The 21870-nt window shown below is 60.5% G+C and carries 23 protein-coding genes; 5 read left to right on the top strand and 18 right to left on the bottom strand.

Going from position 1 to position 21870, the window contains the following annotated elements; genetic code table 11:
- Nucleotides 1-30: 30 nt before the first annotated feature.
- Nucleotides 31-990 carry an amino acid ABC transporter permease gene (locus E4O97_RS20630; RefSeq protein WP_005783980.1) on the top strand — a complete coding sequence of 320 codons (960 nt, stop codon included), beginning with the start codon at nt 31-33 and terminating at the stop codon, nt 988-990.
- Entirely contained in the window at nt 983-1717 is a 735-nt protein-coding gene (locus E4O97_RS20625; protein WP_032878328.1) for an amino acid ABC transporter ATP-binding protein, read from the top strand. The genes E4O97_RS20630 and E4O97_RS20625 overlap by 8 nt, the downstream gene beginning before the upstream one ends.
- A gap of 4 nt (nt 1718-1721) precedes the next feature.
- On the opposite strand, the gene E4O97_RS20620 is transcribed toward E4O97_RS20625, so the two are convergent.
- The 11 genes from E4O97_RS20620 to ubiE form a co-directional block, all read right to left on the bottom strand.
- Complete coding sequence (locus E4O97_RS20620; RefSeq protein ID WP_216090620.1) at nt 1722-3629, bottom strand: methyl-accepting chemotaxis protein; 1908 nt, start codon at nt 3627-3629, stop codon at nt 1722-1724.
- A gap of 178 nt (nt 3630-3807) precedes the next feature.
- A complete protein-coding gene (locus tag E4O97_RS20615; RefSeq protein WP_248162067.1) occupies nt 3808-5724 on the bottom strand; it encodes a methyl-accepting chemotaxis protein in 1917 nt (638 codons plus the stop codon).
- A gap of 203 nt (nt 5725-5927) precedes the next feature.
- Entirely contained in the window at nt 5928-6635 is a 708-nt protein-coding gene (locus E4O97_RS20610) for a 16S rRNA (uracil(1498)-N(3))-methyltransferase (protein WP_228309251.1), read from the bottom strand.
- Nucleotides 6632-7423 carry a twin-arginine translocase subunit TatC gene (gene tatC / locus E4O97_RS20605; protein WP_005783990.1) on the bottom strand — a complete coding sequence of 264 codons (792 nt, stop codon included), beginning with the start codon at nt 7421-7423 and terminating at the stop codon, nt 6632-6634. The genes E4O97_RS20610 and tatC overlap by 4 nt, the downstream gene beginning before the upstream one ends.
- Nucleotides 7420-7818: a Sec-independent protein translocase protein TatB gene (tatB, locus tag E4O97_RS20600; protein WP_032878326.1), complete on the bottom strand. Its 399-nt coding sequence runs from the start codon at nt 7816-7818 to the stop codon at nt 7420-7422. The genes tatC and tatB overlap by 4 nt, the downstream gene beginning before the upstream one ends.
- Before the next feature lie 10 nt (nt 7819-7828).
- Nucleotides 7829-8107, bottom strand: a complete 279-nt coding sequence (locus tag E4O97_RS20595) for a twin-arginine translocase TatA/TatE family subunit (RefSeq protein WP_005783993.1) — start codon at nt 8105-8107, stop codon at nt 7829-7831.
- A gap of 26 nt (nt 8108-8133) precedes the next feature.
- Nucleotides 8134-8466 carry a phosphoribosyl-ATP diphosphatase gene (locus E4O97_RS20590; RefSeq protein ID WP_003187881.1) on the bottom strand — a complete coding sequence of 111 codons (333 nt, stop codon included), beginning with the start codon at nt 8464-8466 and terminating at the stop codon, nt 8134-8136.
- Between the two features lie 2 nt (nt 8467-8468).
- Nucleotides 8469-8861 carry a phosphoribosyl-AMP cyclohydrolase gene (gene hisI / locus E4O97_RS20585; RefSeq protein ID WP_005783996.1) on the bottom strand — a complete coding sequence of 131 codons (393 nt, stop codon included), beginning with the start codon at nt 8859-8861 and terminating at the stop codon, nt 8469-8471.
- A 41-nt stretch (nt 8862-8902) separates the two neighbouring features.
- Nucleotides 8903-10507 carry a ubiquinone biosynthesis regulatory protein kinase UbiB gene (gene ubiB / locus E4O97_RS20580; RefSeq protein WP_005783998.1) on the bottom strand — a complete coding sequence of 535 codons (1605 nt, stop codon included), beginning with the start codon at nt 10505-10507 and terminating at the stop codon, nt 8903-8905.
- Nucleotides 10504-11127: an SCP2 domain-containing protein gene (locus E4O97_RS20575; RefSeq protein ID WP_078820081.1), complete on the bottom strand. Its 624-nt coding sequence runs from the start codon at nt 11125-11127 to the stop codon at nt 10504-10506. Before E4O97_RS20575 ends, ubiB begins: the two co-directional genes overlap by 4 nt.
- On the bottom strand, nt 11127-11897 hold the full coding sequence (ubiE, locus tag E4O97_RS20570) for a bifunctional demethylmenaquinone methyltransferase/2-methoxy-6-polyprenyl-1,4-benzoquinol methylase UbiE (RefSeq protein WP_003171186.1): 771 nt from the start codon (nt 11895-11897) through the stop codon (nt 11127-11129). The genes E4O97_RS20575 and ubiE overlap by 1 nt, the downstream gene beginning before the upstream one ends.
- A gap of 145 nt (nt 11898-12042) precedes the next feature.
- On the opposite strand from ubiE, the gene E4O97_RS20565 reads away from it, so the two are divergent.
- From E4O97_RS20565 to E4O97_RS20555, 3 genes are all read left to right on the top strand, one after another.
- On the top strand, nt 12043-12318 hold the full coding sequence (locus E4O97_RS20565; protein ID WP_005784005.1) for a polyhydroxyalkanoic acid system family protein: 276 nt from the start codon (nt 12043-12045) through the stop codon (nt 12316-12318).
- Between the two features lie 93 nt (nt 12319-12411).
- Nucleotides 12412-12834, top strand: coding sequence for a phasin family protein (locus E4O97_RS20560; protein ID WP_032878324.1), 423 nt, complete (start codon nt 12412-12414; stop codon nt 12832-12834).
- A gap of 12 nt (nt 12835-12846) precedes the next feature.
- Nucleotides 12847-13806 carry a phasin family protein gene (locus tag E4O97_RS20555; RefSeq protein ID WP_248162066.1) on the top strand — a complete coding sequence of 320 codons (960 nt, stop codon included), beginning with the start codon at nt 12847-12849 and terminating at the stop codon, nt 13804-13806.
- Nucleotides 13807-13980: 174 nt separating this feature from the next.
- On the opposite strand, the gene E4O97_RS20550 is transcribed toward E4O97_RS20555, so the two are convergent.
- From E4O97_RS20550 to hslV, 7 genes are all read right to left on the bottom strand, one after another.
- Nucleotides 13981-14601, bottom strand: coding sequence for a TetR/AcrR family transcriptional regulator (locus E4O97_RS20550; protein WP_248162065.1), 621 nt, complete (start codon nt 14599-14601; stop codon nt 13981-13983).
- Between the two features lie 27 nt (nt 14602-14628).
- Nucleotides 14629-16311, bottom strand: a complete 1683-nt coding sequence (phaC, locus tag E4O97_RS20545; protein ID WP_248162063.1) for a class II poly(R)-hydroxyalkanoic acid synthase — start codon at nt 16309-16311, stop codon at nt 14629-14631.
- A gap of 90 nt (nt 16312-16401) precedes the next feature.
- Nucleotides 16402-17247, bottom strand: coding sequence for a poly(3-hydroxyalkanoate) depolymerase (gene phaZ / locus E4O97_RS20540; protein ID WP_005784015.1), 846 nt, complete (start codon nt 17245-17247; stop codon nt 16402-16404).
- A gap of 165 nt (nt 17248-17412) precedes the next feature.
- Nucleotides 17413-19092 (bottom strand): class II poly(R)-hydroxyalkanoic acid synthase, encoded by a 1680-nt coding sequence (gene phaC / locus E4O97_RS20535; protein ID WP_078820085.1) that lies wholly within the window; start codon nt 19090-19092, stop codon nt 17413-17415.
- 249 nt (nt 19093-19341) lie between these two features.
- Nucleotides 19342-19719: a DUF971 domain-containing protein gene (locus E4O97_RS20530; RefSeq protein WP_248162061.1), complete on the bottom strand. Its 378-nt coding sequence runs from the start codon at nt 19717-19719 to the stop codon at nt 19342-19344.
- A gap of 160 nt (nt 19720-19879) precedes the next feature.
- Nucleotides 19880-21217, bottom strand: coding sequence for an ATP-dependent protease ATPase subunit HslU (gene hslU, locus E4O97_RS20525; protein ID WP_003171208.1), 1338 nt, complete (start codon nt 21215-21217; stop codon nt 19880-19882).
- Between the two features lie 37 nt (nt 21218-21254).
- Entirely contained in the window at nt 21255-21785 is a 531-nt protein-coding gene (hslV, locus tag E4O97_RS20520) for an ATP-dependent protease subunit HslV (RefSeq protein ID WP_003171209.1), read from the bottom strand.
- Nucleotides 21786-21870 lie beyond the last annotated feature (85 nt).

The following is a 21870-nucleotide window of genomic DNA, read 5'->3' as shown; positions in this document are numbered from 1 at the left end:
CTATCAGGCAACACATATCCGGAAAGTGAAATGAAACAGAAAAAAGCCCAATGGCCCTGGCACCTGCTGACGGTGGTCGTGCTGGTCGGCCTGGCTGGCGCCTTGTACTACGCCACCTCGTTGATGTCCTACGAGTGGCGCTGGAACCGCGTGCCGCAATACTTTGCCTATCAAGCCGAAACCTCCCAGCGCGCCGCGGATATTTCCACCGTGGTCGAGTTGGTGCGCAAAGGCGATGTGGCCGAAGTCACCCTGCGCAACGACGCGGGGGCCGAGCAAAAGCTCACGGTTGCCGACAACAGCCTGCAAGTGGCGCGCGGTGATGATGTGGCTGAGGGCGATGTGGTCGGCGTGACCCGCCAGTGGGCGTTGGGGCCGCTGATGTGGGGCTTGTGGACCACGCTGTGGCTGTCGGTGGTGTCCGGCATCCTGGGCTTGGCGATAGGTTTGGCGACCGGTTTGTGCCGGCTCTCCAAAAACCCGACCCTGCGGGATTTGTCGACGATCTACGTCGAACTGGTGCGCGGTACGCCGCTGCTGGTGCAGATTTTCATTTTCTATTTCTTCATCGGCACGGTGCTCAACCTCTCCCGGGAGTTTGCCGGGATCGCCGCGCTGTCGTTGTTCACCGGCGCCTACGTGGCCGAAATCGTCCGCGCCGGCGTGCAGTCTATCACCCGTGGCCAGGATGAAGCGGCGCGTTCCTTGGGCTTGAGCGCCAGCCAGTCGATGCGCCATGTGGTGTTGCCGCAAGCCTTCAAGCGCGTGCTGCCACCCCTGGCCGGGCAATTTATCAGCCTGGTCAAGGACACGTCCCTGGTGTCGGTGATCGCGATTACCGAATTGCTCAAGAGTGGCCGCGAAGTGATCACCACCTCGTTTTCGCCATTCGAGATCCTGTTCTGTGTGGCAGGCCTGTACCTGCTGATCAACCTGCCGCTGTCGAAAATGGCCAGCCGGCTTGAGCGGAGGCTCGCCCAAAGTGATTGAAGTGCGCGATCTGGTAAAAGTCTTCGACACCCGTGGGCATGTAGTACGCGCGGTTGATCACGTCACCACCCAGGTGGCCAAGGGCGAAGTGCTGGTTGTCATTGGCCCGTCCGGTTCCGGCAAGTCCACCTTCCTGCGCTGCCTCAATGGGTTGGAGGAGTTCGACTCGGGCTCGGTGAGCATTGATGGCCTGCAATTGGCCGATCCTAAAACCGATGTGAACGCCTATCGCCGTGAAGTCGGCATGGTGTTTCAGCATTTCAACCTGTTCCCCCACATGACCGTGCTGGAAAACCTGTGCCTGGCGCAAAAGGTCGTGCGCAAGCGCGGCAAGCAAGAGCGCGAGGCCAAGGCCCTGGCTCTGTTGGAAAAGGTGGGTATCGCGCAGAAGGCCCATGAGTTTCCATCGCGCCTGTCTGGCGGCCAACAGCAGCGGGTCGCGATTGCCCGAGCGCTGGCCATGGAGCCCAAGGTGATGCTGTTTGACGAGCCCACCTCGGCGCTCGACCCGGAAATGGTTGGCGAAGTCCTCGACGTCATGAAGACCCTGGCCCTGGAAGGCATGACCATGGTCTGCGTGACCCACGAGATGGGCTTTGCTCGCGAAGTGGCGGACCGGGTGCTGTTCTTCGACCATGGCAAACTGCTCGAAGATGCCGCGCCCGCAGCCTTCTTTGCAGCCCCCCAGGACCCGCGGGCTCAAGCCTTCCTGCGCCAGGTGTTGTAACTGCTCAGACCTTGAACCGGCCTACCGAGCGCGCCAGGTCTGTGCCCAGGCGCGCCAGCTCGATGCTGGCCGCCGCCGTCTGCTCACTGGCGGTCGAGGTTTGTTCCGACGCATCCTTGACCTTCAGTACGCTGCGGTTGATCTCTTCGGCCACCGCGCTTTGCTCCTCGGCTGCTGCGGCAATCTGTGGGTTCATCTCCTGAATCACCGATACCGTACGGGTGATGTTGGCAAGGGCTGCGCCTGCGCGGCGCGTCAGCTCCACGCTGTTGTCGGTCAGGCTGAGGCTGTTGTCCAGGATATCGGCGGTGTGTTGCGTGCCACGCTGCAAACCCTCGATCAATACCTCGATTTCCTCGGCTGATTGCTGGGTGCGCTGGGCCAGGGTGCGTACTTCGTCGGCCACTACAGCGAAACCGCGACCGGCTTCACCCGCGCGTGCCGCTTCGATAGCGGCGTTAAGGGCCAGCAGGTTGGTTTGCTCGGACACCGATTTGATCACCTCCAGCACGCTGCCGATCTTCTGGCTTTCCTGTTGCAAGCCTTGCATCGCCAGGCTCGAGCGGTTCATCTGCTCGGCCAGATGTTCGATATGGGTAATCGCTTCTGCCACCACCTGGTCGCCCACCCCCGCTTGTTGATCAGCCTCAGTGGCGGCAATCGAGGCTTGCTCTGCATGACGAGCGACCTCTTGGGAGGTCGCGAGCATTTCGTTCATGGCGGCGGCGACTTGCTCGGTTTCCAGTTTCTGGCCATTGACCCCGGCGCGGGTTTGCTCGGTGACGGCGGACAGTTGCTCGGCGGCGCTTGCGATCTGGCGGGCGCTGTCGTTGATACCGCCGATCAGGGCGCGCAGGTTGAGCGTCATCTGGCCGATGCTGCGTTGCAATTGGCCCAGTTCGTCGCGCCGCGAGGTAGTGATATCGTGGCTCAGGTCGCCCTCGGCGATGCGGTTGGCTGTCAGCAGCGCCTGGCGCAACGGCCGCACGATCTGGCCGGCGATCAGCCAGGCGGCGAGGGCCCCGAGCAGCAGCGCTGCGCCTGTCACGTAGAGCAACATCAGGCGAGCCAAGTCTGCTTCTTTATCGCGTTGCAGGGTCTGTTCCTCGCTCAGGCGGTCGCTTTGCGAGAGTAACTGGTCCAGCCACTGCTCCAGTTGATTCTGGGTGTTTTCAACAGTGACCTGCGCGTCCTTGACGCGGTTGAGTTGGGCGCGATAGTCGAGCAGGGCGCTATTCAGAGCGGTGCTGTCGACCGGTAAAGCCGTCACGGCAGACTGAGCACCGTCGAGGGCCTTGAGCGCGTCGTCCACGCCTTGGGTGTAAATCTGCAGTGTGTCTGCGGCCCATGCCGGTGCCTTGGCGCGGTCTTCGGCTTTTTCCAACGCCAGGCGCAGGTTTTCCACGCTATCCAAGGCTTTCTCATCGTTCTGGTCGGGCAAGTCACTGGAAAATTGTCCAAGGGTGTCGCTGGCCGCCACAGAACTGCTGGTGAGCCCCTTCTGCGCTTGCTCACGTTGTTGCATCAAGGTGGGTAGCCCGCCCAGTGCGGTCTTGAAGCGCGCGCTGAGGCGACTGGAGTCTTGGACTTGCTGCAGATGTGCCTGGATTTTCAGGCGATCCGCCAACTCGACCAGGTAACCGTCGATTTTTTCCATGTGCCGGCCGATCTTGTCGAAGTTCGTCGGTTCATTGAGGGTGCGGTACACAATCCGTTCGGCGCGTAGCTCTTCACCGGCCACGGCCAATCGAGAAAGGGTGGTCAAGGTTTGTGCACGAAAGAGCGAGTCGTTCAGTGCCTGCCATCCCGTCAGGGCGACAGCCATGCACAGTGCCAGCACCAGGCCGAAGCCAAGGATAAGCTTGAGGGTGACGCTGGTATTGCCCAATACGCGGGTCAGTGGTCGAAACATGATGCACCTCCATCAGCAAAGAGAAAGCGTCTCGCAGTCCGACTGACGCAGGTCAGGAGGAGTGGGAACGCTAAATCTTTTCGGCAAGGGGCGCGTAAGAATTGACCTGAAAGACGTGTAGGAAATTTCACAAGTTGCAGGGAGGACCCCGCACGGGCCACTCCCTGGTGTGAGCGTGTCAGACCCTGAAGCGGCCGACCAATGCTTGCAGATGAATGCCCAGGCGCGCCAGTTCTGCACTCGACGCAGCGGTTTCTTCGCTGGCCGAGGACGTCTGTTCGGATACGTCACGCACATTCAACACGCTGCGGTTGATCTCTTCGGCTACGGCGCTCTGTTGCTCGGCGGCGGTGGCGATTTGTGAGTTCATCGCCTGGATGGTTGAAACCGTGCGGGTGATATTCGCCAATGCGCTGCCGGCGCGACGCGTCAGTTCAACGCTGCTGTCGGTCAGCCCACGGCTGTTGTCCATGATGGAGGCCACCTGCTGGGTACCGTTTTGCAGGCCGACGATCAGCTCTTCAATCTCTTCGGTGGACTTCTGTGTGCGCTGGGCCAGGCTGCGCACTTCATCGGCCACCACCGCGAAGCCACGCCCGGCCTCCCCGGCACGCGCCGCTTCAATGGCCGCATTCAGCGCCAGCAGGTTGGTTTGCTGGGCGACGGATTTGATCACGTCAAGCACGCTGCCGATCTTGTCGCTTTCGCGCTTCAGGTCGCCCATGGCGAGGGTGGAGTTGCCGACTTCGGTCGCCAGGCGTTCGATCTGGGCGATGGCTTCGCCGACCACCTTGTCACCTTCACGGGCCTGTTGGTCTGCGGCTACAGCAGCTTCCGAGGCTTGCTCGGCATTGCGTGCAACTTCCTGCACGGTGGCGGCCATTTCGTTCATGGCGGTGGCGACCTGATCGGTCTCGACCTTTTGGCTGTTGACCCCCGCGCTGGTCTGTTCAGTCACGGCCGACAACTGCTCGGCCGCGCTGGCGATCTGGGTGACGCCCTCGCTGATACCACCGATCAACGCGCGCAGGCCCACGGTCATGCTCTGCATGGCGCGTTGCAACTGGCCCAGTTCGTCCTGGCGGCCAGAGTCCAGGTTGTGGCTCAGGTCGCCGGAGGCCACGCGCTCGGCGACCTTGAGGGTCTGGTTTAGCGGGATGACGATCTGGCGGGTGATGGCCCAGGCTGCGAACAGGCCGAAGACCATCGCCAGTACGGTGGCGAGCAGCAACAGATATTTGGCCTGGGCCACATCGTGGTCGCGCACTGCGGTTTGCGACGTGGTGAGTTTCTCGCTATGGCCCAGCAGAATATCGCCCTGGGCGCTCATGATTTTAAGTGCGGCGGCACTGGCCACTTGGGAGTCGCGATATTGGCTGACGGCGGCGCGATAGGCTTGCAGTGAGACACCAGCCTCTTGCAGGTTGGCCTGGTAGGGCGCTGGAAGTTGGCTTTGCAGTTCGGTGATTTTTTTCAGGGCATTGTCGATGGCATCAAGGGCCGGTTGCTCGGCCTCGACTTTGCCGCTGTAGGTGTAGCCGCGTACCTGGAAGCGCGCTTGCTGGATCAGCTTGCTCAGGTCAACCACGCTGTTGAACTGGGTGACGCTGTCGCCTTGCAGGAGGCTTTTTTCAATCTCGTTGGTTTTGGCCACGGCATTGTCGGCGGTGTCGCCGAGCTTGCTGCGCGCGCCCTCACGCTTGAGACCCGCCTGGACCATGGCCGCGAAGGCTTTTTTGTATTGGCTCAACGCTTCCTGTTGTTGTTCGACGAGGGCCTTGTCATTGGGCTGTTCGATTAACTGCGCGGCGGTTTCAAGGCCATTGTCCAACTGAGTAATCAGGCCGGTGACCGCGTCAGTGCCTTGTTCGCCGCGGCGCATATCAAAGTCCAGGCGCGCCAGGCGCAGGTCTTTGGTCAGGCCATTGAGGCTGGAGATAAAACCCAGCTTATCGCCGCGATTGATTACGTCGCCCAGGCCGGTCCAGCCGGTAAAGGTGATCAACAGCGTCAGGATCAACACCAGGCCAAAGCCGACGCTCAGCTTGCGGTTGACGCTTACATTCCCCAGTTTCTCGGCTAACCAACGATACATGCTGCGAACTCCCCTGGAACAAGGCTTGGACTTATTCAGAGGCTATCGGCATGGGCATAGGATTCTGTAGCGCCACAGATCCAATGTGAGAGGGGGCTTGCCCCCGATGGCAGAGTGTCAGCCACCACATTCAGTGATTGATACACCGCTATCGCGGGCAAGCCCCCTCCCACATCTGGGCTGTAGTGTTTTTGGATTTGATATCAGAACAGTCGGGCGAGCAGGGCCGTCACGGCGGTTTCAACCCGCAGGATGCGCGCACCTAGCTGCACCGGCTGTAGACCGGCCTTGGTCAGCAGGTCCACCTCATAGGGAATCCAACCACCTTCTGGGCCAATCGCCAGCGTCACCGGCTCATCCAGCCCACGGGGGCAGGCCGGGTAATCGCCGGGATGGCCGATCAGGCCCAGGGTGCCTTCAACCATGGCCGGCAGGCGATCTTCGACAAACGGTTTGAAGCGCTTTTCGATAATGATCTCGGGCAGCACCGTGTCCCGCGCCTGTTCCAGACCGAGGATCAGTTGCTCGCGAACCGCTGCAGGTTCCAGGAATGGGGTCTGCCAGAAGCTTTTTTCCACGCGGTAGCTGTTGACCAGCACGACCTTGGGCACGCCCATGGCCGCCACGGTTTGCAGCACCCGGCGCAGCATCTTCGGGCGGGGCAGGGCCAGCAGCAGTGTCAGGGGCAGCTTTGGCGGCGGCGGTTGGTCGAAGCTGACTTGCAGCTCGGCTTCGCCTGCGTCCAGGCGCAGCAGTTGGGCATTGCCCATCAGCCCACCAATGCGGCCCACACGCAGGTTGTCGCCTACGGCGGCGCGGTGGACTTCCTGCATATGCACCAGGCGCCGATCACGCAGCACCACGCGGTCGGCCGCGATGAAGTCGGCGTCTTCCAGCAGCAGCAGGTTCACGGCTGGGTCGCTGGCGGCTGGTCGTCGTCGGCAGGCTGGTCGTCCGGGTGTTCGCCGCGCTTGCTGATCAAGCCGCTGAACAGGATGCCCACTTCGAACAGCATCCACATCGGCACGGCCAGCAAGGTCTGGGAGAAGATGTCCGGCGGCGTGAGGATCATGCCGACCACAAAGCAGCCGATGATCACGTACGGGCGGATCTTCTTCAGATATTTGACGTCGACCACTCCGATCCACACCAGCAACACCACCGCCACCGGGATTTCGAAGGCCACGCCAAAGGCGAAGAACAGCGTCATCACGAAGTCGAGGTAGCTGGTGATATCGGTCATCATCTCCACGCCGGCCGGGGTGGCGGCGGCGAAGAACTTGAAGATCAGCGGGAACACCAGGAAGTAGGCGAAGGCCATGCCGGTATAGAACAGCAGGATGCTCGACACCAGCAACGGCACTGCGATGCGCTTCTCGTGCTTGTACAGGCCCGGCGCAATAAAGCCCCAGATCTGATGCAGGATCACCGGGATCGCCAGAAACAGCGAAACCATCATGGTCAGCTTCAATGGCGTCAGGAACGGCGACGACACGTCGGTGGCAATCATCGTCGCACCGACAGGCAGGTACTGGCGCAACGGTGTGGAAACGAAAGTGTAGATCTGCTGGGTGAAGGCAAACAGCCCGGCAAAGATGATGAAGATGGCCGCTACGCAACGCAGCAGGCGGGTACGCAACTCGGTGAGGTGCGAGACCAGCGGCATGTGCTGGTCGTTTTCCGGTTTATCAGCGCTCATGGGGCTCGCGGCGGCAGTGTAGGGTCATTGGGCGCGGGCGACGCGACGGGCGTCGGCGCAGGCGTTATCGGGGCGGGAACGGCTTCGGCAGGGGACACCGGCGCGATGCTCTGCTCGGCCACCGGAGTGACCGGCTTGGCCGGCTCCTGCACCGGGGAAAGAATCTTGCGCGCCTCCTGCTCCAACGACAGGATATGTTCGTTGTGCAATTGCCGGCGGATCTCGTCGGCACCGATTTCACGTTCAACTTCCTGTTTGATCGCGTTGAAACTGCGTTTCAGGCGCCCGATCCACAGGCCGGCGGTGCGTGCGGCACCGGGCAGGCGTTCCGGCCCCAGTACCAGCAGGGCTACCAGGCCGACGAGCAGCAGTTCAGAGAAGCTGATACCAAACATTAGTCAGTGCTCACGAGTCTTTGCGGGTCGGCTCTTGGACTTTTTCAGCCTGCACGTCGAAGGTACGACGCTCGGTGATCGGCTGAGCGGCCTGCGGGTGCACAGGCTGTGCCGGTGGCACCGGGTTTGCGCTTGGCTCGGCGGGTTTCTCGTCGTCGTTCATGGCTTTACGAAAGCCCTTGATCGACTCGCCGACGTCGGTGCCGAGGTTTTTCAGTTTTTTGGTGCCGAACACCAGAACAACCACCACCAGAATGACGATCCAGTGTTTCCAGTCAAAAATGCCCATGCTGCAAATCCTCAAGTCTTGGTTAATCAGGCGGACGGGCGCGAGGCCTTTTCGGCGTGCCCGGACAAGCCGAAGCGACGGTCCAGTTCATCCAGCACGGCCTGTGGATGCTGCCCCAGTTGGGCAAGCATGACCAGGCTATGGAACCACAAGTCGGCGGTCTCATAGATTACATCGCTGTAATCACCGCTGATTTGCGCGTCCTTGGCCGCAATGATGGTCTCGACGGATTCTTCGCCGAGTTTTTCCAGAATCTTGTTCAGACCCTTGTGGTAAAGGCTAGCGACATAGGAGCTGTCGGCATCCGCGCCTTTGCGGTCTTCCAGCACCTGGGCCACACGGTTCAGGGTATCGCTCATGTTCAGTGTCCTGCCGAATAAATGGCGTGCGGGTCTTTAAGCACTGGGTCCACTGTCTTCCATTCGCCGTCTTCGAAGACGCGATAGAAACAGCTGTGGCGCCCGGTATGGCAGGCGATGTCGCCGATCTGATCGACCATCAGGATCACCACGTCAGCGTCGCAGTCCAGGCGCATTTCATGCAGAACCTGCACGTGCCCGGATTCTTCGCCCTTGCGCCACAGTCTGCCACGCGAACGTGACCAGTAGATGGCGCGCTGCTCAGTGGCGGTGAGGCTCAGCGCCTCACGGTTCATCCAGGCCATCATCAATACGCGCCCGGTCTTGTAGTCCTGGGCAATGGCCGGCACCAGGCCGTCACTGTCCCACTTGATCTCGTCCAGCCAGTTTTTCATGTTCGGCTCCGGCAATTTGCGACAGTGTATAACCGGATTGGCTATCGACGCACGATCAGATAAACACCCACCGCCACCATGATTCCGGCTGGCCAGTGACCCAGTTGATTCAGCGGCCCGCCGATCACCAGCATCACACCGCCCACCAGGTGCGCGGCGCCGAGCAGGCGCAGGAACCAGTCGTCCTTGCGCTTGCGCCAAGGCGGCTCGGGGTCTTTGGCGTGGGGCTGGGACATGCGCTCCAGTAGATCGCGGGTCATGTTGGCCAGGTGCGGCAGTTGTTCGAACTGGCTGTGCAGGTTGCCCAACATGGTCTTCGGGCTCATCCGCTCACGCATCCAGCGCTCCAGGAACGGTTGCGCGGTGTTCCACAGATCGAGGTCCGGATACAACTGGCGGCCCAGGCCTTCGATGTTGAGCAGGGTTTTTTGCAGCAGCACCAACTGCGGTTGTACTTCCATATTGAAGCGCCGCGCAGTCTGGAACAGGCGCATCAGCACCTGACCGAAGGAAATATCTTTTAACGGTTTTTCAAAGATCGGTTCGCATACGGTACGGATCGCCGCTTCGAATTCGTTGAGCTTGGTTTCCGCCGGCACCCAACCTGAATCAATGTGCAACTGCGCCACGCGGCGGTAGTCGCGCTTGAAGAAAGCAAACAGGTTGCGCGCCAGGTAGTCCTGGTCTTCCGGGGTCAGGCTGCCGACGATGCCACAGTCGATCGCGATGTACTGCGGGCTCCACGGATTGACGGTGCTGACGAAGATGTTGCCGGGGTGCATGTCGGCGTGGAAGAAACTGTCGCGAAATACTTGGGTAAAGAAGATCTCCACCCCGCGTTCGGCGAGCATCTTCATGTCGGTGCGCTGGTCGGCGAGGGTGGCCAGGTCGGTGACCTGCACGCCGTAGATGCGCTCCATCACCAGCACTTTCGGCCGGCACCAGTCCCAATACACTTGTGGCACGTACAGCAGTTGCGAGCCTTCGAAGTTGCGTCGCAATTGGCTGGCGTTGGCCGCTTCGCGCAGCAGGTCGAGCTCGTCGTAGATGGTTTTTTCGTAGTCGGCGACCACATCCACCGGGTGCAGCAGACGCGCGTCGGCAGAAAAACGTTCGGCCGCCCGAGCCAGGATAAACAGCCACGCCAGGTCCTGGCCGATGATCGGCTTGAGGCCCGGGCGAATGACTTTTACCACCACCTCTTCGCCGGTCTTGAGCTGTGCGGCGTGGACCTGCGCGACCGAGGCCGAGGCCAGGGGCTCGACATCGAAGCGGCTGAACACCTCGCTGATCTTCTGGCCCAGTTGTTCTTCGATCAACGCCATCGACTGCTGTGAATCGAAAGGCGGCACACGGTCCTGCAACAGCATCAGTTCGTCGGCGATGTCTTCAGGCAGCAAGTCGCGGCGGGTGGAGAGGATCTGCCCGAACTTGATAAAGATCGGCCCCAGATCCTGCAACGCCAGGCGCAGGCACGCGCCTCGGCTGAGCTCCAGCTGTTTGCGCGGGAACCAGCGCCACGGCAGCACATAACGCACCGCCAGCAGGAACCAGGGCAGGGGCAGGGCAAACAGCAGGTCATCGAGGCGGTAACGGATTACGACGCGCTGGATACGAAACAAACGGCGGACGGCGAGCAGCTTCATGCGTTATCGCTTGGATCAAGGGAGCGGCTCAGGCGTTCGAAGCGGGCCTCGAGGCGTTCCAGGTCGATTTTGGCCTTGTCGAGATCACGAAAGCGCGCTTGCGCTTCCCGTTGCCCGACCAGGGTGCGCGATTCTTCGCTCAGGTATTCGGCGAGGTTCTGGTTCAGGCTGGCGAACCCTTGCTGGTACCAGCGCGAGCGGCTGCGCAGGTGCCCGCTGAGCAACTGGGTGGCGACCGGGCCGATCCAGCGCGAGAGTTCGTATTCCCAATCCAGCTCCAGGTCCTGCAGCACGGCGGCCAGATCCATCAGCACCGCACTGTCGCCTTCCAGCTCCACCTCGGGGCTGTGGAGGATGGCGGTCTTGTTGCGGCTCAGCGCCAGGTGCAACAGGCTGGAGGCCGGCGCACGCAAGGTGCAGTCGGCGTCGGCTGCCCATTGAGTGGCGAGCAGCAAGCCTTCATCGCTGGGCAGGATAAACAGCTGCACAGCGGGGCTGCGGCAGTCGACGGCAATGACTTTGCCGTTCAAGTGCGCGAGCCGTGCCAGGGCGGTGCTGTCCAGGCGCAGAACACGGTTGAGGCCATGTTCGACGCTTGCGAGAAGGCCTGCGAGCAGCATCAGGGTTTGATACCTCGGTGCAAGGCAACGATGCCGGAGGTCATGTTGTGATAGGTCACGCGGTCGAAACCGGCCTCCACCATCATTGACTTCAGGGTTTCCTGGTCGGGGTGCATGCGGATGGATTCGGCCAGGTAGCGGTAGCTCTCGGCGTCATTGGTGATCAACTTGCCCATCAGCGGCATGAAGGCGAACGAGTAAGTGTCGTAGACCTTGGACATCAGCGCGTTGGTCGGCTTGGAGAATTCCAGCACCAGCAGGCGACCACCCGGCTTGAGGACGCGCAGCATCGAGCGGATCGCGTCCTCCTTGTGAGTGACGTTGCGCAGGCCGAAGGCGATGGTCACGCAGTCGAAATGGTTGTCGGGGAACGGCAGCTTCTCAGCGTCGGCCTGGACGAACTCGATATTGCCGGCCACACCTTTGTCGAGCAGGCGATCGCGGCCGACCTTGAGCATCGAACCGTTGATATCGGCCAAAACCACCTGACCGGTGGGGCCGACCAGTTTGGAGAACTTGGCGGCCAGGTCGCCCGTGCCGCCGGCGATATCCAGTACCCGGTTGCCGGTGCGTACGCCCGACAACTCGATGGTGAAGCGCTTCCACAGACGGTGCATGCCGCCGGAAAGCACGTCATTCATCAGGTCGTACTTGGCCGCCACGGAGTGAAACACCTCAGCGACTTTTTCCGCTTTCTGGCTTTCCGGGACGTTCTTGAAACCGAAGTGAGTGGTGGGTTCGGCATCGCTGCCTTTGCGCTGATCAGTCATATCGCTGTCACCAAAAGAGAATGCGGGACATGATAATCCCCAAGGCCTGCTTTGTCTTGGCAAGGCTGCAGGTAAGATAGATGCTCACCGAGGCCATTTGCCGCATGGCGGGTGTTCCGAGTCGTTATAAAGAGGAGTCATTGCAATGGCCCGTATTACCGTTGAGCGTGAACATACCCTGGGGAAAGAACAGGCGCGGGCCAAGGCTGAGCAATTGGCGCGCAAACTCGAGGATAAATATGGTGTGGAGTCTTCATGGGCCGGCGATACCCTGAAGCTGAAACGTTCCGGGGTTAAGGGCACGGTCGCGGTGGCCGATGACTCGCTGCGCATCGAGGTAGAACTCGGCCTGTTGATGTCGGCCATGAGTGGCACGATCAAGTCCGAAATCGAAAAAGCCTTGGATAAGGCGTTGGCCTGACTTAGGGTGCCGATTCTAATTTTAACCCCTACTTTGTGCCCAAGCCCTCAACTCCTGCGGGCCGTCCTCCACCCTTTTTGCGTGAGGTGCACCATGGCCAAAGTTATTTTGAAGAAAAAAATCGACGTTCAAACCACCCCCCTGAGTGAGGTTAAAAGCTATGCCCGCAAGATCTGGCTGGCGGGCCTTGGTGCCTATGCAAAGGTCGGCAGCGAGGGCGGCGAATACTTCAAAGAACTGGTCAAGAGCGGCCAACGCGTTGAAAGTAAAGGTAAAAAAGTTGTAGTTGAACAACTTGATGCCGCCAACAGTCAGATTGATCAAGTAAAGAGTAACGTCTCCGGCGTCAGGGGCTTGGTTGAAGTTCAGCTGGATAAAGTTGAAAAAGCTTTTGACACGCGTGTTGCAAGTGCCTTGAATCGAATCGGCATTGCGTCTAAACATGACGTGGAGACACTCTCTGCTAAGCTCGAAGAGCTGACGGCATTGCTCGAACGTGTCGCGCGTAAACACTAAGGAGACATCGGGATGGCTGTTAAAAAGACTACTCAGAAAGAAGGCAGCTCGTGGGTCGGGGAAGTTGAAAAATATTCCCGCAAAATCTGGCTTGCTGGTTTAGGCGTGTACTCGAAGGTTAGCAGTGACGGCGGTAAATACTTCGAGACTCTGGTCAAGGACGGCGAGAAGGCCGAGAAGTTGACCAAGAGCACAGTCGGTAAAAAAGTGGACGCGGCCAAGGCAACTGCCGGTTCTGCCAAGTCGAGCATTTCTGACACTTGGGGCAAGTTGGAAGAAACCTTCGACAAGCGCCTCAATAGTGCAATTTCGCGACTGGGCGTACCCAGCAAGGCTGAATTGAAGACGCTGCACAGCAAGGTCGATACCTTGACCAAGCAAATTGAAAAACTGACCGGCGCCAAAGCGGCTCCTGCCAAGACCGCCGCGGCCAAGCCTGCAGCAAAACCGGCTGCCAAACCTGCGGCTAAAACAGCCGCTGCAAAACCCGCTGCAAAACCCGCCGCGAAAACTGCCGCCAAGCCTCTGGTTAAAGCCGCCGCCAAGCCGGCTGCAAAACCCGCTGCCAAAGCACCAGCCAAAGCCGCTGCGAAACCTGCGGCCAAGCCCGCGGCTAAAACCGCTGCCGCCAAACCGGCCACCAAGCCTGCCGCTAAGCCAGTGGCCGCTAAAGCCGCCGCGAAACCTGCGGCTAAACCGGCTGCCAAACCTGCGGCTAAAACCGCTGCTGCCAAACCTGCTGCCAAGCCCGCTGCTGCGAAACCAGCAGCCAAGCCTGCGGCCAAACCTGCAGCGGCCAAAAAGCCTGCGGTAGCGAAAAAACCGGCAGCAGCAAAGCCTGCCGCAGCGGCCAAGCCGGCAGCGGCGCCAGCACCGGCCGCTTCTACCGCCAACTCGGTGTCCGCACCGACGCATACGGCTGCTACCCCGACTGCAACGCCGGTCACCCCGACGCCATCCAGTCAGTCCTGATTTTTCCGGGACACAAAAAAACGCCCGGTCTGCGAAGACCGGGCGTTTTTTTATGCAAGCCTAAAAAACGCTGCATTTCCAATGTGGGAGCGGGCTTGCCCGCGATGGCGGAGTGTCAGTCATACAGGCATTGGCTGATCCAACGCTATCGCGGGCAAGCCCGCTCCCACATGTTTAATCAGTGTCATCCAGATATTTCAAGGCGAACTTCTCAGTCGCCTTCCGCGCCGTCGGTAACAGATGGGGGGCCACCAGCATCATGATCTGGTACACCACCACTCGCACCTCACCCTCACGGTCCAGAATCCGTTGGTAATCCAGGGAAAACAGCAGGGTTAGGGTGATCTGTTCCACCAGCTGTCCCAGCGCCTGGGTGTCACTGACCAGTTGCCCCGCGGCTTTCAACCGCGCTAACAATGAGGCCAGGGTGCGCTTGAGCGCCGTGAGCAGGGTGCGAATCCCCTTGGCCAGCTTCGGCAGGCGCCCGGTCAGGTTCGACAGGTCCTGGAACAGGAACCGGTAGTGGGCCATGCGCTCGACAATCAGGTGCAGGAACAGCCAGTAATCCTCGGCCTCCAGTTGCGCATCGGCGGGAGGATCGAGCAATGGCGCCAACTCGCATTGAAAGCGCTCGAACAGCCCCAGCACCAACGGCTCCTTGCCGTGGAAGTGGTAGTAGAGGTTGCCGGGGCTGATCCCCATTTCATTGGCCACCTCCATGGTCGATACGTTCGGTTCGCCCTTGTGGTTGAACAACTGCAAGGCACATTCAAGGATACGGTCGCGGGTCTTCATCCAGTCTTCTTAATGTGATCGTTGAGCTCAACGCACCCGCACATAAGTGCCTGGCGCTGCTTCCATCGGTGGGTAGTTCTGGTTGCCCAGGGCGGTAAGCGTTTCGCGTTGTACCCCGGAGCGTTGTTGTACCCATTCCAGCCACTGCGGCCACCAGCTGCCTTCGACATGCCGGGCGTCGTAGTACCAGGCACGCGGGTCACTGCTCAGCTTGAGGTTCTCGACGTAGTTGGCCTTGGGGTTGCCCGGCGGGTTGAGGATGCTCTGGATATGCCCGCTGTTGGACAGCACAAAGCGCCGCTCGCCGCCCAGCAGTTGGGTGGAGCGATACACCGCGTCCCACGGTGTGATGTGGTCGTTGATCCCGGCCACGCTGAAGCTGTCCACCGTGACCTTGCGCAAGTCGATGGGCGTGCCGCACACCTCCAGGCCGCCGGGATGGCTCAGGGGGTTGTGCTTGAAGAAGTCCAGCAGGTCGCCGTGCAAGGCGGCGGGCAGGCGCGTGTTGTCGTTGTTCCAGTACAGGATGTCGAAGGCCGGCGGCTCCTTGCCCAGCAGGTAATTGTTGATCCAGTAGTTCCAGATCAGGTCGTTGGGGCGCATCCAGGCAAACACCTTGGCCATGTCACGGCCGTCCAGTACGCCCTCCTGGTAGGAGCGGCGCTTGGCGGCTTCCAGGGTTTGTTCGTCAGCGAACAAGGTTGCGGGGCTGTCGATCTGGCTGTCGAGCAGGCTCACCAGGTAACTGGCGCTGGAGATGCGCCGCACCTGGCGCTTGGCTTGCAGGTGGCCTTGCAGGGCGGCGATGGTCAGGCCACCGGCGCAGGCGCCCATCAGGTTGACCTCGCGGGCGCCGGTGATGGCCCGGCAGACATTCAGTGCCTCCTCCAACGCCGCCACATAGGTGGACAGGCCCCATTCGCGATGCCGCACGTCCGGGTTGCGCCAACTGATCATGAAGGTTTGCAGGCCATTTTTAAGGGCATATTGCACAAAGCTGTTGGCCGGGCTGAGGTCGAAGATGTAGTACTTGTTGATTTGCGGCGGCACCACCAGCAGCGGCTTGGCGTACTGTTTTTCGCTCATGGGCTTGTACTGGATCAGCTCCAGCAGTTCGTTGCGAAACACTATCGAACCGGGCGTGGTCGCCACCGTCTTGCCGACTTCGAAGGCGTGTTTGCTGACCTGGCGGGGCAAACCGTTGTTGTGCAGCAGGTCTTCGAACAGGTTACTCACGCCGCGCACCACGCTGTTGCCGCCGGAGTTGAGCAACTCCTTGATCGCCAGCGGGTTGAGCAGGGTGTTGGAAGGGGAGACGGCGTCGTTGAGCAGGGCGAAGGCGAACTGCGCACGCGCGCGATCATCGTCACTGAGGGTGCTGTCATCGATCCACTGCCGCGTCTGTTTCTGCCAGCTCAGATAGGCTTGCAAGCTGCGCCGGTACAGCGGGTTGAGCTTCCAGGTGGGGTCGCTGAAGCGATTGTCCCTGGGGTTGGGCTCGTGCACGGTCTCACCCAGCAGCACACGGCCCAGTTGGCCGCCCAGGGCCAGGGCGTGGCGGGCGGTGTGCACCGGGTTGCGCAGCCCGTGCGCGGCGACGGTGCGCAGGGTTGACAGCAGGTCGCGGCCGCGCAGGCCGGTGATCGCATTTTGTGCGTTGATGAACGCAGCGGGGGTGGGCGCCGGGTTCGTCACGGGTCTTTCTCGCATGAGCCAACACTCCTTCGTCAAGACATCAAGCAGGCACGCCAATCCAGAACCATAGTCGGTTCCTGGCAACTTGCGCGGTGGTGTGGTCCTTCACACCGCCGGTCGCGGATGTATCACTGCGCGCAAGCGCTCCTCTTCGAGAAACTTCATGATGATCGGCGCCACGGCTTCAGCCCGGGTGATCAGGAACAGGTGCCCGTCATCGATGATGTGCAACTGCGCATTGGGGATGCGCCAGGCGAGCATCCGCATGTTGACCAGCGGGATCAGCGGGTCATCGTCCCCGGCCAATACCAGGGTGGGCTGGCGGATTTTGTGCAGCCAATGAATGCTGGTCCAGCCCAGCCCGGCGAACAATTGCCAGTAGTAACCCAGCTTGCCAGCCGAGCGCACTTTGCTCGCATGTTCGGCGGCCAGGTTCGAATCGCGGCGGAACGAGCCGCCATAAATCATCGGCGCGATGCGCACCACATGGGAGGGTTGGATATAACGCCGGGGGCTGGCCATCAGCCACAGCACTTTGGGTTTGCCCGGCACCATAAAGGCCCCGGCAGCTGTGGCCGCCAGGATCAGCTTCTTGCAACGTTCCGGGTAGTCATAGGCGAACTGCTGCGCCAGTGCCCCGCCCCAGGACACACCCACGGCGTTCACCTGGCCGTAGTCGAGGTAATCGAGCATACGCGCGGTGAGCCTGGCCAGGCCGGGGAAGCGATAGGGCCGCTTCGGCGTCGAGGAACCGCCAACGCCGGGCACGTCGAACGCAATCACTTCCAGGTCCGGGTCCAGGGCCTGGACGAACGGGAACACCAGCTCAAGGTTGGCGCCGATGCCGTTGAAGATCAGCAGCGGGGTCAAGTGCGGCTTGCCCGGGCGTACCGCCGTGCGGATGGTCTGGCCATCCAGGTCGATGGTACGGAAGATGAACGGTTGCGCCATGCTCAAGCCCTGTGAAGTGGTGCTATTGGTCTGTAGGAACCCGGTCAGTGTGGGAGCTGGCTTGCCTGCGATGGCATTTTTTCAGGCAGCGATTAGTGAGCAGGCCCATCGCTATCGCAGGCAAGCCAGCTCCCACATCTGATCTCATTTCAATCACAAGAATGCCTAGCGTTCATGTACATAGGTACCCGGCGCCGCTTCGGCGGCGGCATAGGTTTTATTGCCTAATATTGTCGGGGCTTTTTTCAACTTCCCCGCCCGCTCCGCCTGCCACGCCTGCCAGTGCAGCCACCACGAATCGGTGTGCTTGGTGGCGTTCTCCTGCCACTGCAACGCACTGCCCGACAAGCCCTCGCTGGTCTGGTAGCGCGCCTTGGGGTTGCCTGGCGGGTTGAGGATGCTCTGGATGTGCCCACTGCTGGACAGCACGAACTCGACCTTGCCGCCAAACAACTGCGCCGACTTGTAGCACGACTGCCACGGCGTGATGTGGTCGTTGGTGCCGGCCAGGGAGTAGATGTCGGCAGTGACCTGCTTGAGGTCGATGGGCGTGCCGCACACTTCCAGGGCGTTGGCGCGTACCAGTGGGTTGTTCTTGAACAGTTCGATAAGGTCGCCATGGAAAGCGGCCGGCAAGCGGGTGGTGTCGTTGTTCCAGAACAGGATGTCGAACACCGGCGGTTCGTTGCCCAGCAGGTAGTTATTGACCCAGTAGTTCCAGATCAGGTCGTTGGGGCGCATCCATGCAAACACCTTGGCCATGTCGCGGCCTTCCAGCACGCCGGCCTGATAGGAATGGCGCTTGGCTGCTTCCAGGGTCTGCTCGTCGACAAACAGTGCCACCTGGGTGTCCAGGGTGGTGTCCAGCACGCTCACCAACAGGGTCAGGGCGTTGACCTTCTTCTCGCCCAGCGCCGCGTAGTGGCCCAGCAGTGCGGTGCAGGTGATGCCACCGGAGCAGGCGCCGAGCATATTCACGTCCTTGCTGCCGGTAATTGCCGTGACCACATCGACCGCTTCCTTGAGCGCCTCGATATAAGTAGAGAGCCCCCACTCGCGCTGGGCCTTGGTGGGGTTGCGCCAACTGACGATAAAGGTCTGTTGCCCATTGCGCAGGCAGAAACGCGCCAGGCTCTTTTCCGGGCACAGGTCGAATACGTAGAATTTGTTGATCTGCGGCGGCACCACCAGCAGTGGGCGCTCGTGTACCTGCTCGGTGATGGGCTTGTACTGGATCAGCTCCAGCACATCGTTGCGAAACACCACCGCACCTTCGCTGGTGCCCAGGGTCTTGCCGACCTCAAAGGCGCCCATGTTGACCTGGCTCGGCATACCGCCGTTGTGCACCATGTCCTTGGCCAGGTGGGACAAACCGTCGAGCAGGCTTTTGCCGCCGGTTTCAAAGAAGCGCTTGACCGCCGCCGGGTTGGCCGCACTGTTGGTGGGGGCCATGGCTTCGGTCATCAGGTTGATCACGAAGTGGCCACGGCTGATGTCTTGTGCCGGCAGGTTGCTGTCGTCGATCCAGTCGTGGAGTTCCTTGCGCCACGCCAGGTAAGTCTGCAAATAACGTTTGTACAGCGGGTTCTGGCTCCAGGCCGGGTCGTTGAAGCGACGGTCATCGCCTTCAGGTACCAGTTGGGATTTGCCGAACATCACATTCTTCAACTCGACGCCAAAGTGGGCGACGTGCTTGACGCTGTGCAACGGCTGCTTGATGGCTTGGGTCAGCACCATCTTGGCCGAGGCCAATAAATCCTTTTTGCGTAACGCGATGATCGGGTTCAGCCCCAGGGTGTTTTCCGAGGCCTGGCGTTTCAAGTCATCGTTATTCTTGTTACTCATCTACGACGCTCCATTGTCCGAAAGACGAGTACCGGCGATTGCTGCGCACCCAATTTCGATACACGACACCAGCCTGGTACTGCGACCCGGGTGACCGTTGATACCGCATCGTCAAATGCAGGGAACTTGCCAGCTCCATTGGTTACCCGAGTTTATTTTTTTTCGCAAGCGGGCCGATCATTGGCCACGCGACAGGGCATTCAAGCAGATGAAATTAGAAAATGCGCTCTAAAGACCAAGATGCCTGTGCTAGAGCATCAGCCGCACGACCGACTCACTCGGGTCGCGGGTTTTTCCGGCCGCTTTGAGCTCGGCCAGGTAGTCGGCCCATAGCGCGTCCTGACGTACGGCCAACTGATAGAGGTAGTCCCAAGTGAACAGTCCGCTGTCATGGCCGTCATCGAAGGTCAATTTCAGTGCGTACTGGCCGGCCGGTTCGACCTGGGTCAACCTGACATTGAGCTTGCCGAATTGCAGGATGGGCTTGCCGTGGCCCTGAACCTCGGCCGAAGGCGAGTGAACCCGCAGGAATTCGGCGGGCAGTTGGTAGGTTTCATCCGGCCCGTAAGTCAGGCCAAGGGTATTGGAGGTTTTGTGCAGGTTTACTGCGGTAGGAAATTTCGACATTGGAGATAACCCTGAAGGAACCGGCCCAAAATGTGGGAGGGACCAATGTGGGAGCCGGGCTTGCCCGCGATGCAGGCACCTCGGTGTTTCAGGAACACTGAGGTGATGCTATCGCAGGCAAGCCAGCTCCCACACAAACCACTCCCACATTGAGTGAGGCTTACAGGATATAACGAGACAAGTCTTCGTTCTGCGCCAATTCGCCCAAGTGGCTGTTGACGTAGTCAGCATCGATCTTGATCGCTTCACCATTCTGCGCACCCGCCATGTCGCCGGCACTGAACGACACTTCCTCAAGCAAGCGCTCAAGCAAGGTATGCAGGCGTCGGGCACCGATGTTCTCGGTCTTCTCGTTGACCTGCCAGGCGATTTCCGCCAAACGCTTGATACCGTCTGCCTGGAACTCGATACCCAGGCCCTCGGTTTTCAGCAACTCACGGTACTGCTCGGTGAGCGAGGCGTGGGGTTCGCTGAGGATGCGCTCGAAGTCGCCAGGGGTCAGTGCCTTGAGTTCCACACGAATCGGCAGGCGGCCTTGCAGCTCGGGTACCAGGTCGCTTGGCTTGCTCAGGTGGAACGCACCGGAAGCGATAAACAGAATGTGGTCAGTCTTGACCATGCCCAGCTTGGTGTTGACTGTGCAGCCTTCGATCAGCGGCAACAGGTCACGCTGCACACCTTCGCGGGATACATCGACGCCACCGGAGTTGCCACGCTTGGCCACTTTGTCGATCTCATCGATAAACACGATGCCGTGCTGCTCGACCGCTTCCAGGGCCTTGGCCTTGAGTTCTTCCTCATTGACCAGGCGCCCGGCTTCTTCGTCGCGCACCAGCTTCAGCGCTTCTTTCACCTTGAGCTTGCGGCTTTTCTTCTTGCCCTTGCCCATGTTGGCGAACAGGTTCTGCAACTGGCTGGTCATTTCTTCCATGCCAGGCGGGGCAGAAATATCCACGCCGGACACTTCAGCCACTTCGATCTCGATTTCCTTGTCATCCAGCTGGCCTTCACGCAGGCGCTTGCGGAACAGCTGGCGAGTATTGGAATCCGACGACGGTGCGGCGTCTTCGTTGAAACCCATGCGGGCCGGTGGCAGCAGGGCGTCGAGGATGCGCTCTTCCGCTGCGTCTTCGGCACGGTGGCTGACCTTGGTCACTTCCTGTTCGCGCAGCATCTTCAGGGCGGCATCGGCCAGGTCACGGATGATCGACTCGACATCACGGCCCACGTAGCCGACTTCGGTGAACTTGGTCGCTTCGACCTTGATGAACGGGGCGTTCGCCAATTTGGCCAGGCGCCGGGCGATTTCGGTTTTACCGACACCGGTCGGGCCGATCATCAGGATGTTCTTGGGGGTTACTTCAACGCGCAGTTCTTCGGGCAGTTGCATCCGGCGCCAGCGGTTACGCAGCGCAATGGCAACGGCGCGCTTGGCATCGTCCTGGCCGATGATATGGCGATTGAGTTCATGGACGATTTCGCGGGGGGTCATGGACATAGTGTCTGGCGGCCTCAAGCGGGAATAAGCCTACGGCTTACTCGGCGAGGTCCTGCTCCTCAATGGTCTGGTTGTGGTTGGTGAACACGCAGATATCGCCGGCGATACCCAGGGCGGTCTCGACGATTTCACGGGCCGACAGGTCGGTTTTCTTCAGCAGCGCACTGGCTGCCGCTTGGGCATAGCCACCGCCGGAACCCATGGCGATCAGGCCATGCTCGGGCTCTACCACATCGCCGTTACCGGTGATGATCAGGGAAGCGTCTTTGTTCGCGACGGCGAGCATGGCCTCCAGGCGGCTGAGGGAACGGTCGGTGCGCCATTCTTTGGCAAGTTCCACAGCGGCGCGCACCAGGTGGCCCTGATGTTTCTCAAGCTGGCCTTCGAAACGTTCGAAGAGGGTAAAGGCGTCGGCGGTAGCGCCTGCGAAACCGGCAAGTACCTGGCCGTGGTACAGGCGACGCACTTTTTTCGCGTTGCCTTTCATCACGGTGTTGCCCAGGGAAACCTGGCCGTCGCCGCCCATGACGACTTTGCCGTGGCGACGTACTGAAACGATGGTGGTCAAGGGGAGAGTCTCCACGCAGCGGGGCGAAAATGCCCTGATGAGAACTCATATGGGGGTGGCGGGGGGGATTTCAACCGTAGGACGG

The organism is Pseudomonas sp. W15Feb34, from assembly GCF_023127765.1.
In the GTDB taxonomy this organism is placed as follows: Bacteria; Pseudomonadota; Gammaproteobacteria; order Pseudomonadales; family Pseudomonadaceae; genus Aquipseudomonas; species Aquipseudomonas synxantha_A.
Note: the sequence above shows the minus strand (reverse complement) of the source record. Positions and strands in the feature narration are given on the sequence as shown.

Coding starts and splice junctions, on each gene's coding strand:
- ubiB (WP_005783998.1), bottom strand. CDS start 10,507: ATGAAGCTGCTCGCCGTCCGCCGTTTGTTTCGTATCCAGCGCGTCGTA.
- hslU (WP_003171208.1), bottom strand. CDS start 21,217: ATGTCCATGACCCCCCGCGAAATCGTCCATGAACTCAATCGCCATATC.
- ubiE (WP_003171186.1), bottom strand. CDS start 11,897: ATGACTGATCAGCGCAAAGGCAGCGATGCCGAACCCACCACTCACTTC.
- phaZ (WP_005784015.1), bottom strand. CDS start 17,247: ATGGCGCAACCGTTCATCTTCCGTACCATCGACCTGGATGGCCAGACC.
- E4O97_RS20630 (WP_005783980.1), top strand. CDS start 31: ATGAAACAGAAAAAAGCCCAATGGCCCTGGCACCTGCTGACGGTGGTC.
- E4O97_RS20530 (WP_248162061.1), bottom strand. CDS start 19,719: ATGTCGAAATTTCCTACCGCAGTAAACCTGCACAAAACCTCCAATACC.
- E4O97_RS20620 (WP_216090620.1), bottom strand. CDS start 3,629: ATGTTTCGACCACTGACCCGCGTATTGGGCAATACCAGCGTCACCCTC.
- E4O97_RS20555 (WP_248162066.1), top strand. CDS start 12,847: ATGGCTGTTAAAAAGACTACTCAGAAAGAAGGCAGCTCGTGGGTCGGG.
- E4O97_RS20590 (WP_003187881.1), bottom strand. CDS start 8,466: ATGAGCGATACCCTGAACCGTGTGGCCCAGGTGCTGGAAGACCGCAAA.
- tatC (WP_005783990.1), bottom strand. CDS start 7,423: ATGAGCGCTGATAAACCGGAAAACGACCAGCACATGCCGCTGGTCTCG.
- phaC (WP_078820085.1), bottom strand. CDS start 19,092: ATGAGTAACAAGAATAACGATGACTTGAAACGCCAGGCCTCGGAAAAC.
- phaC (WP_248162063.1), bottom strand. CDS start 16,311: ATGCGAGAAAGACCCGTGACGAACCCGGCGCCCACCCCCGCTGCGTTC.
- tatB (WP_032878326.1), bottom strand. CDS start 7,818: ATGTTTGGTATCAGCTTCTCTGAACTGCTGCTCGTCGGCCTGGTAGCC.
- hisI (WP_005783996.1), bottom strand. CDS start 8,861: ATGAAAAACTGGCTGGACGAGATCAAGTGGGACAGTGACGGCCTGGTG.
- E4O97_RS20595 (WP_005783993.1), bottom strand. CDS start 8,107: ATGGGCATTTTTGACTGGAAACACTGGATCGTCATTCTGGTGGTGGTT.
- E4O97_RS20615 (WP_248162067.1), bottom strand. CDS start 5,724: ATGTATCGTTGGTTAGCCGAGAAACTGGGGAATGTAAGCGTCAACCGC.
- E4O97_RS20550 (WP_248162065.1), bottom strand. CDS start 14,601: ATGAAGACCCGCGACCGTATCCTTGAATGTGCCTTGCAGTTGTTCAAC.
- E4O97_RS20560 (WP_032878324.1), top strand. CDS start 12,412: ATGGCCAAAGTTATTTTGAAGAAAAAAATCGACGTTCAAACCACCCCC.
- E4O97_RS20565 (WP_005784005.1), top strand. CDS start 12,043: ATGGCCCGTATTACCGTTGAGCGTGAACATACCCTGGGGAAAGAACAG.
- E4O97_RS20575 (WP_078820081.1), bottom strand. CDS start 11,127: ATGCTGCTCGCAGGCCTTCTCGCAAGCGTCGAACATGGCCTCAACCGT.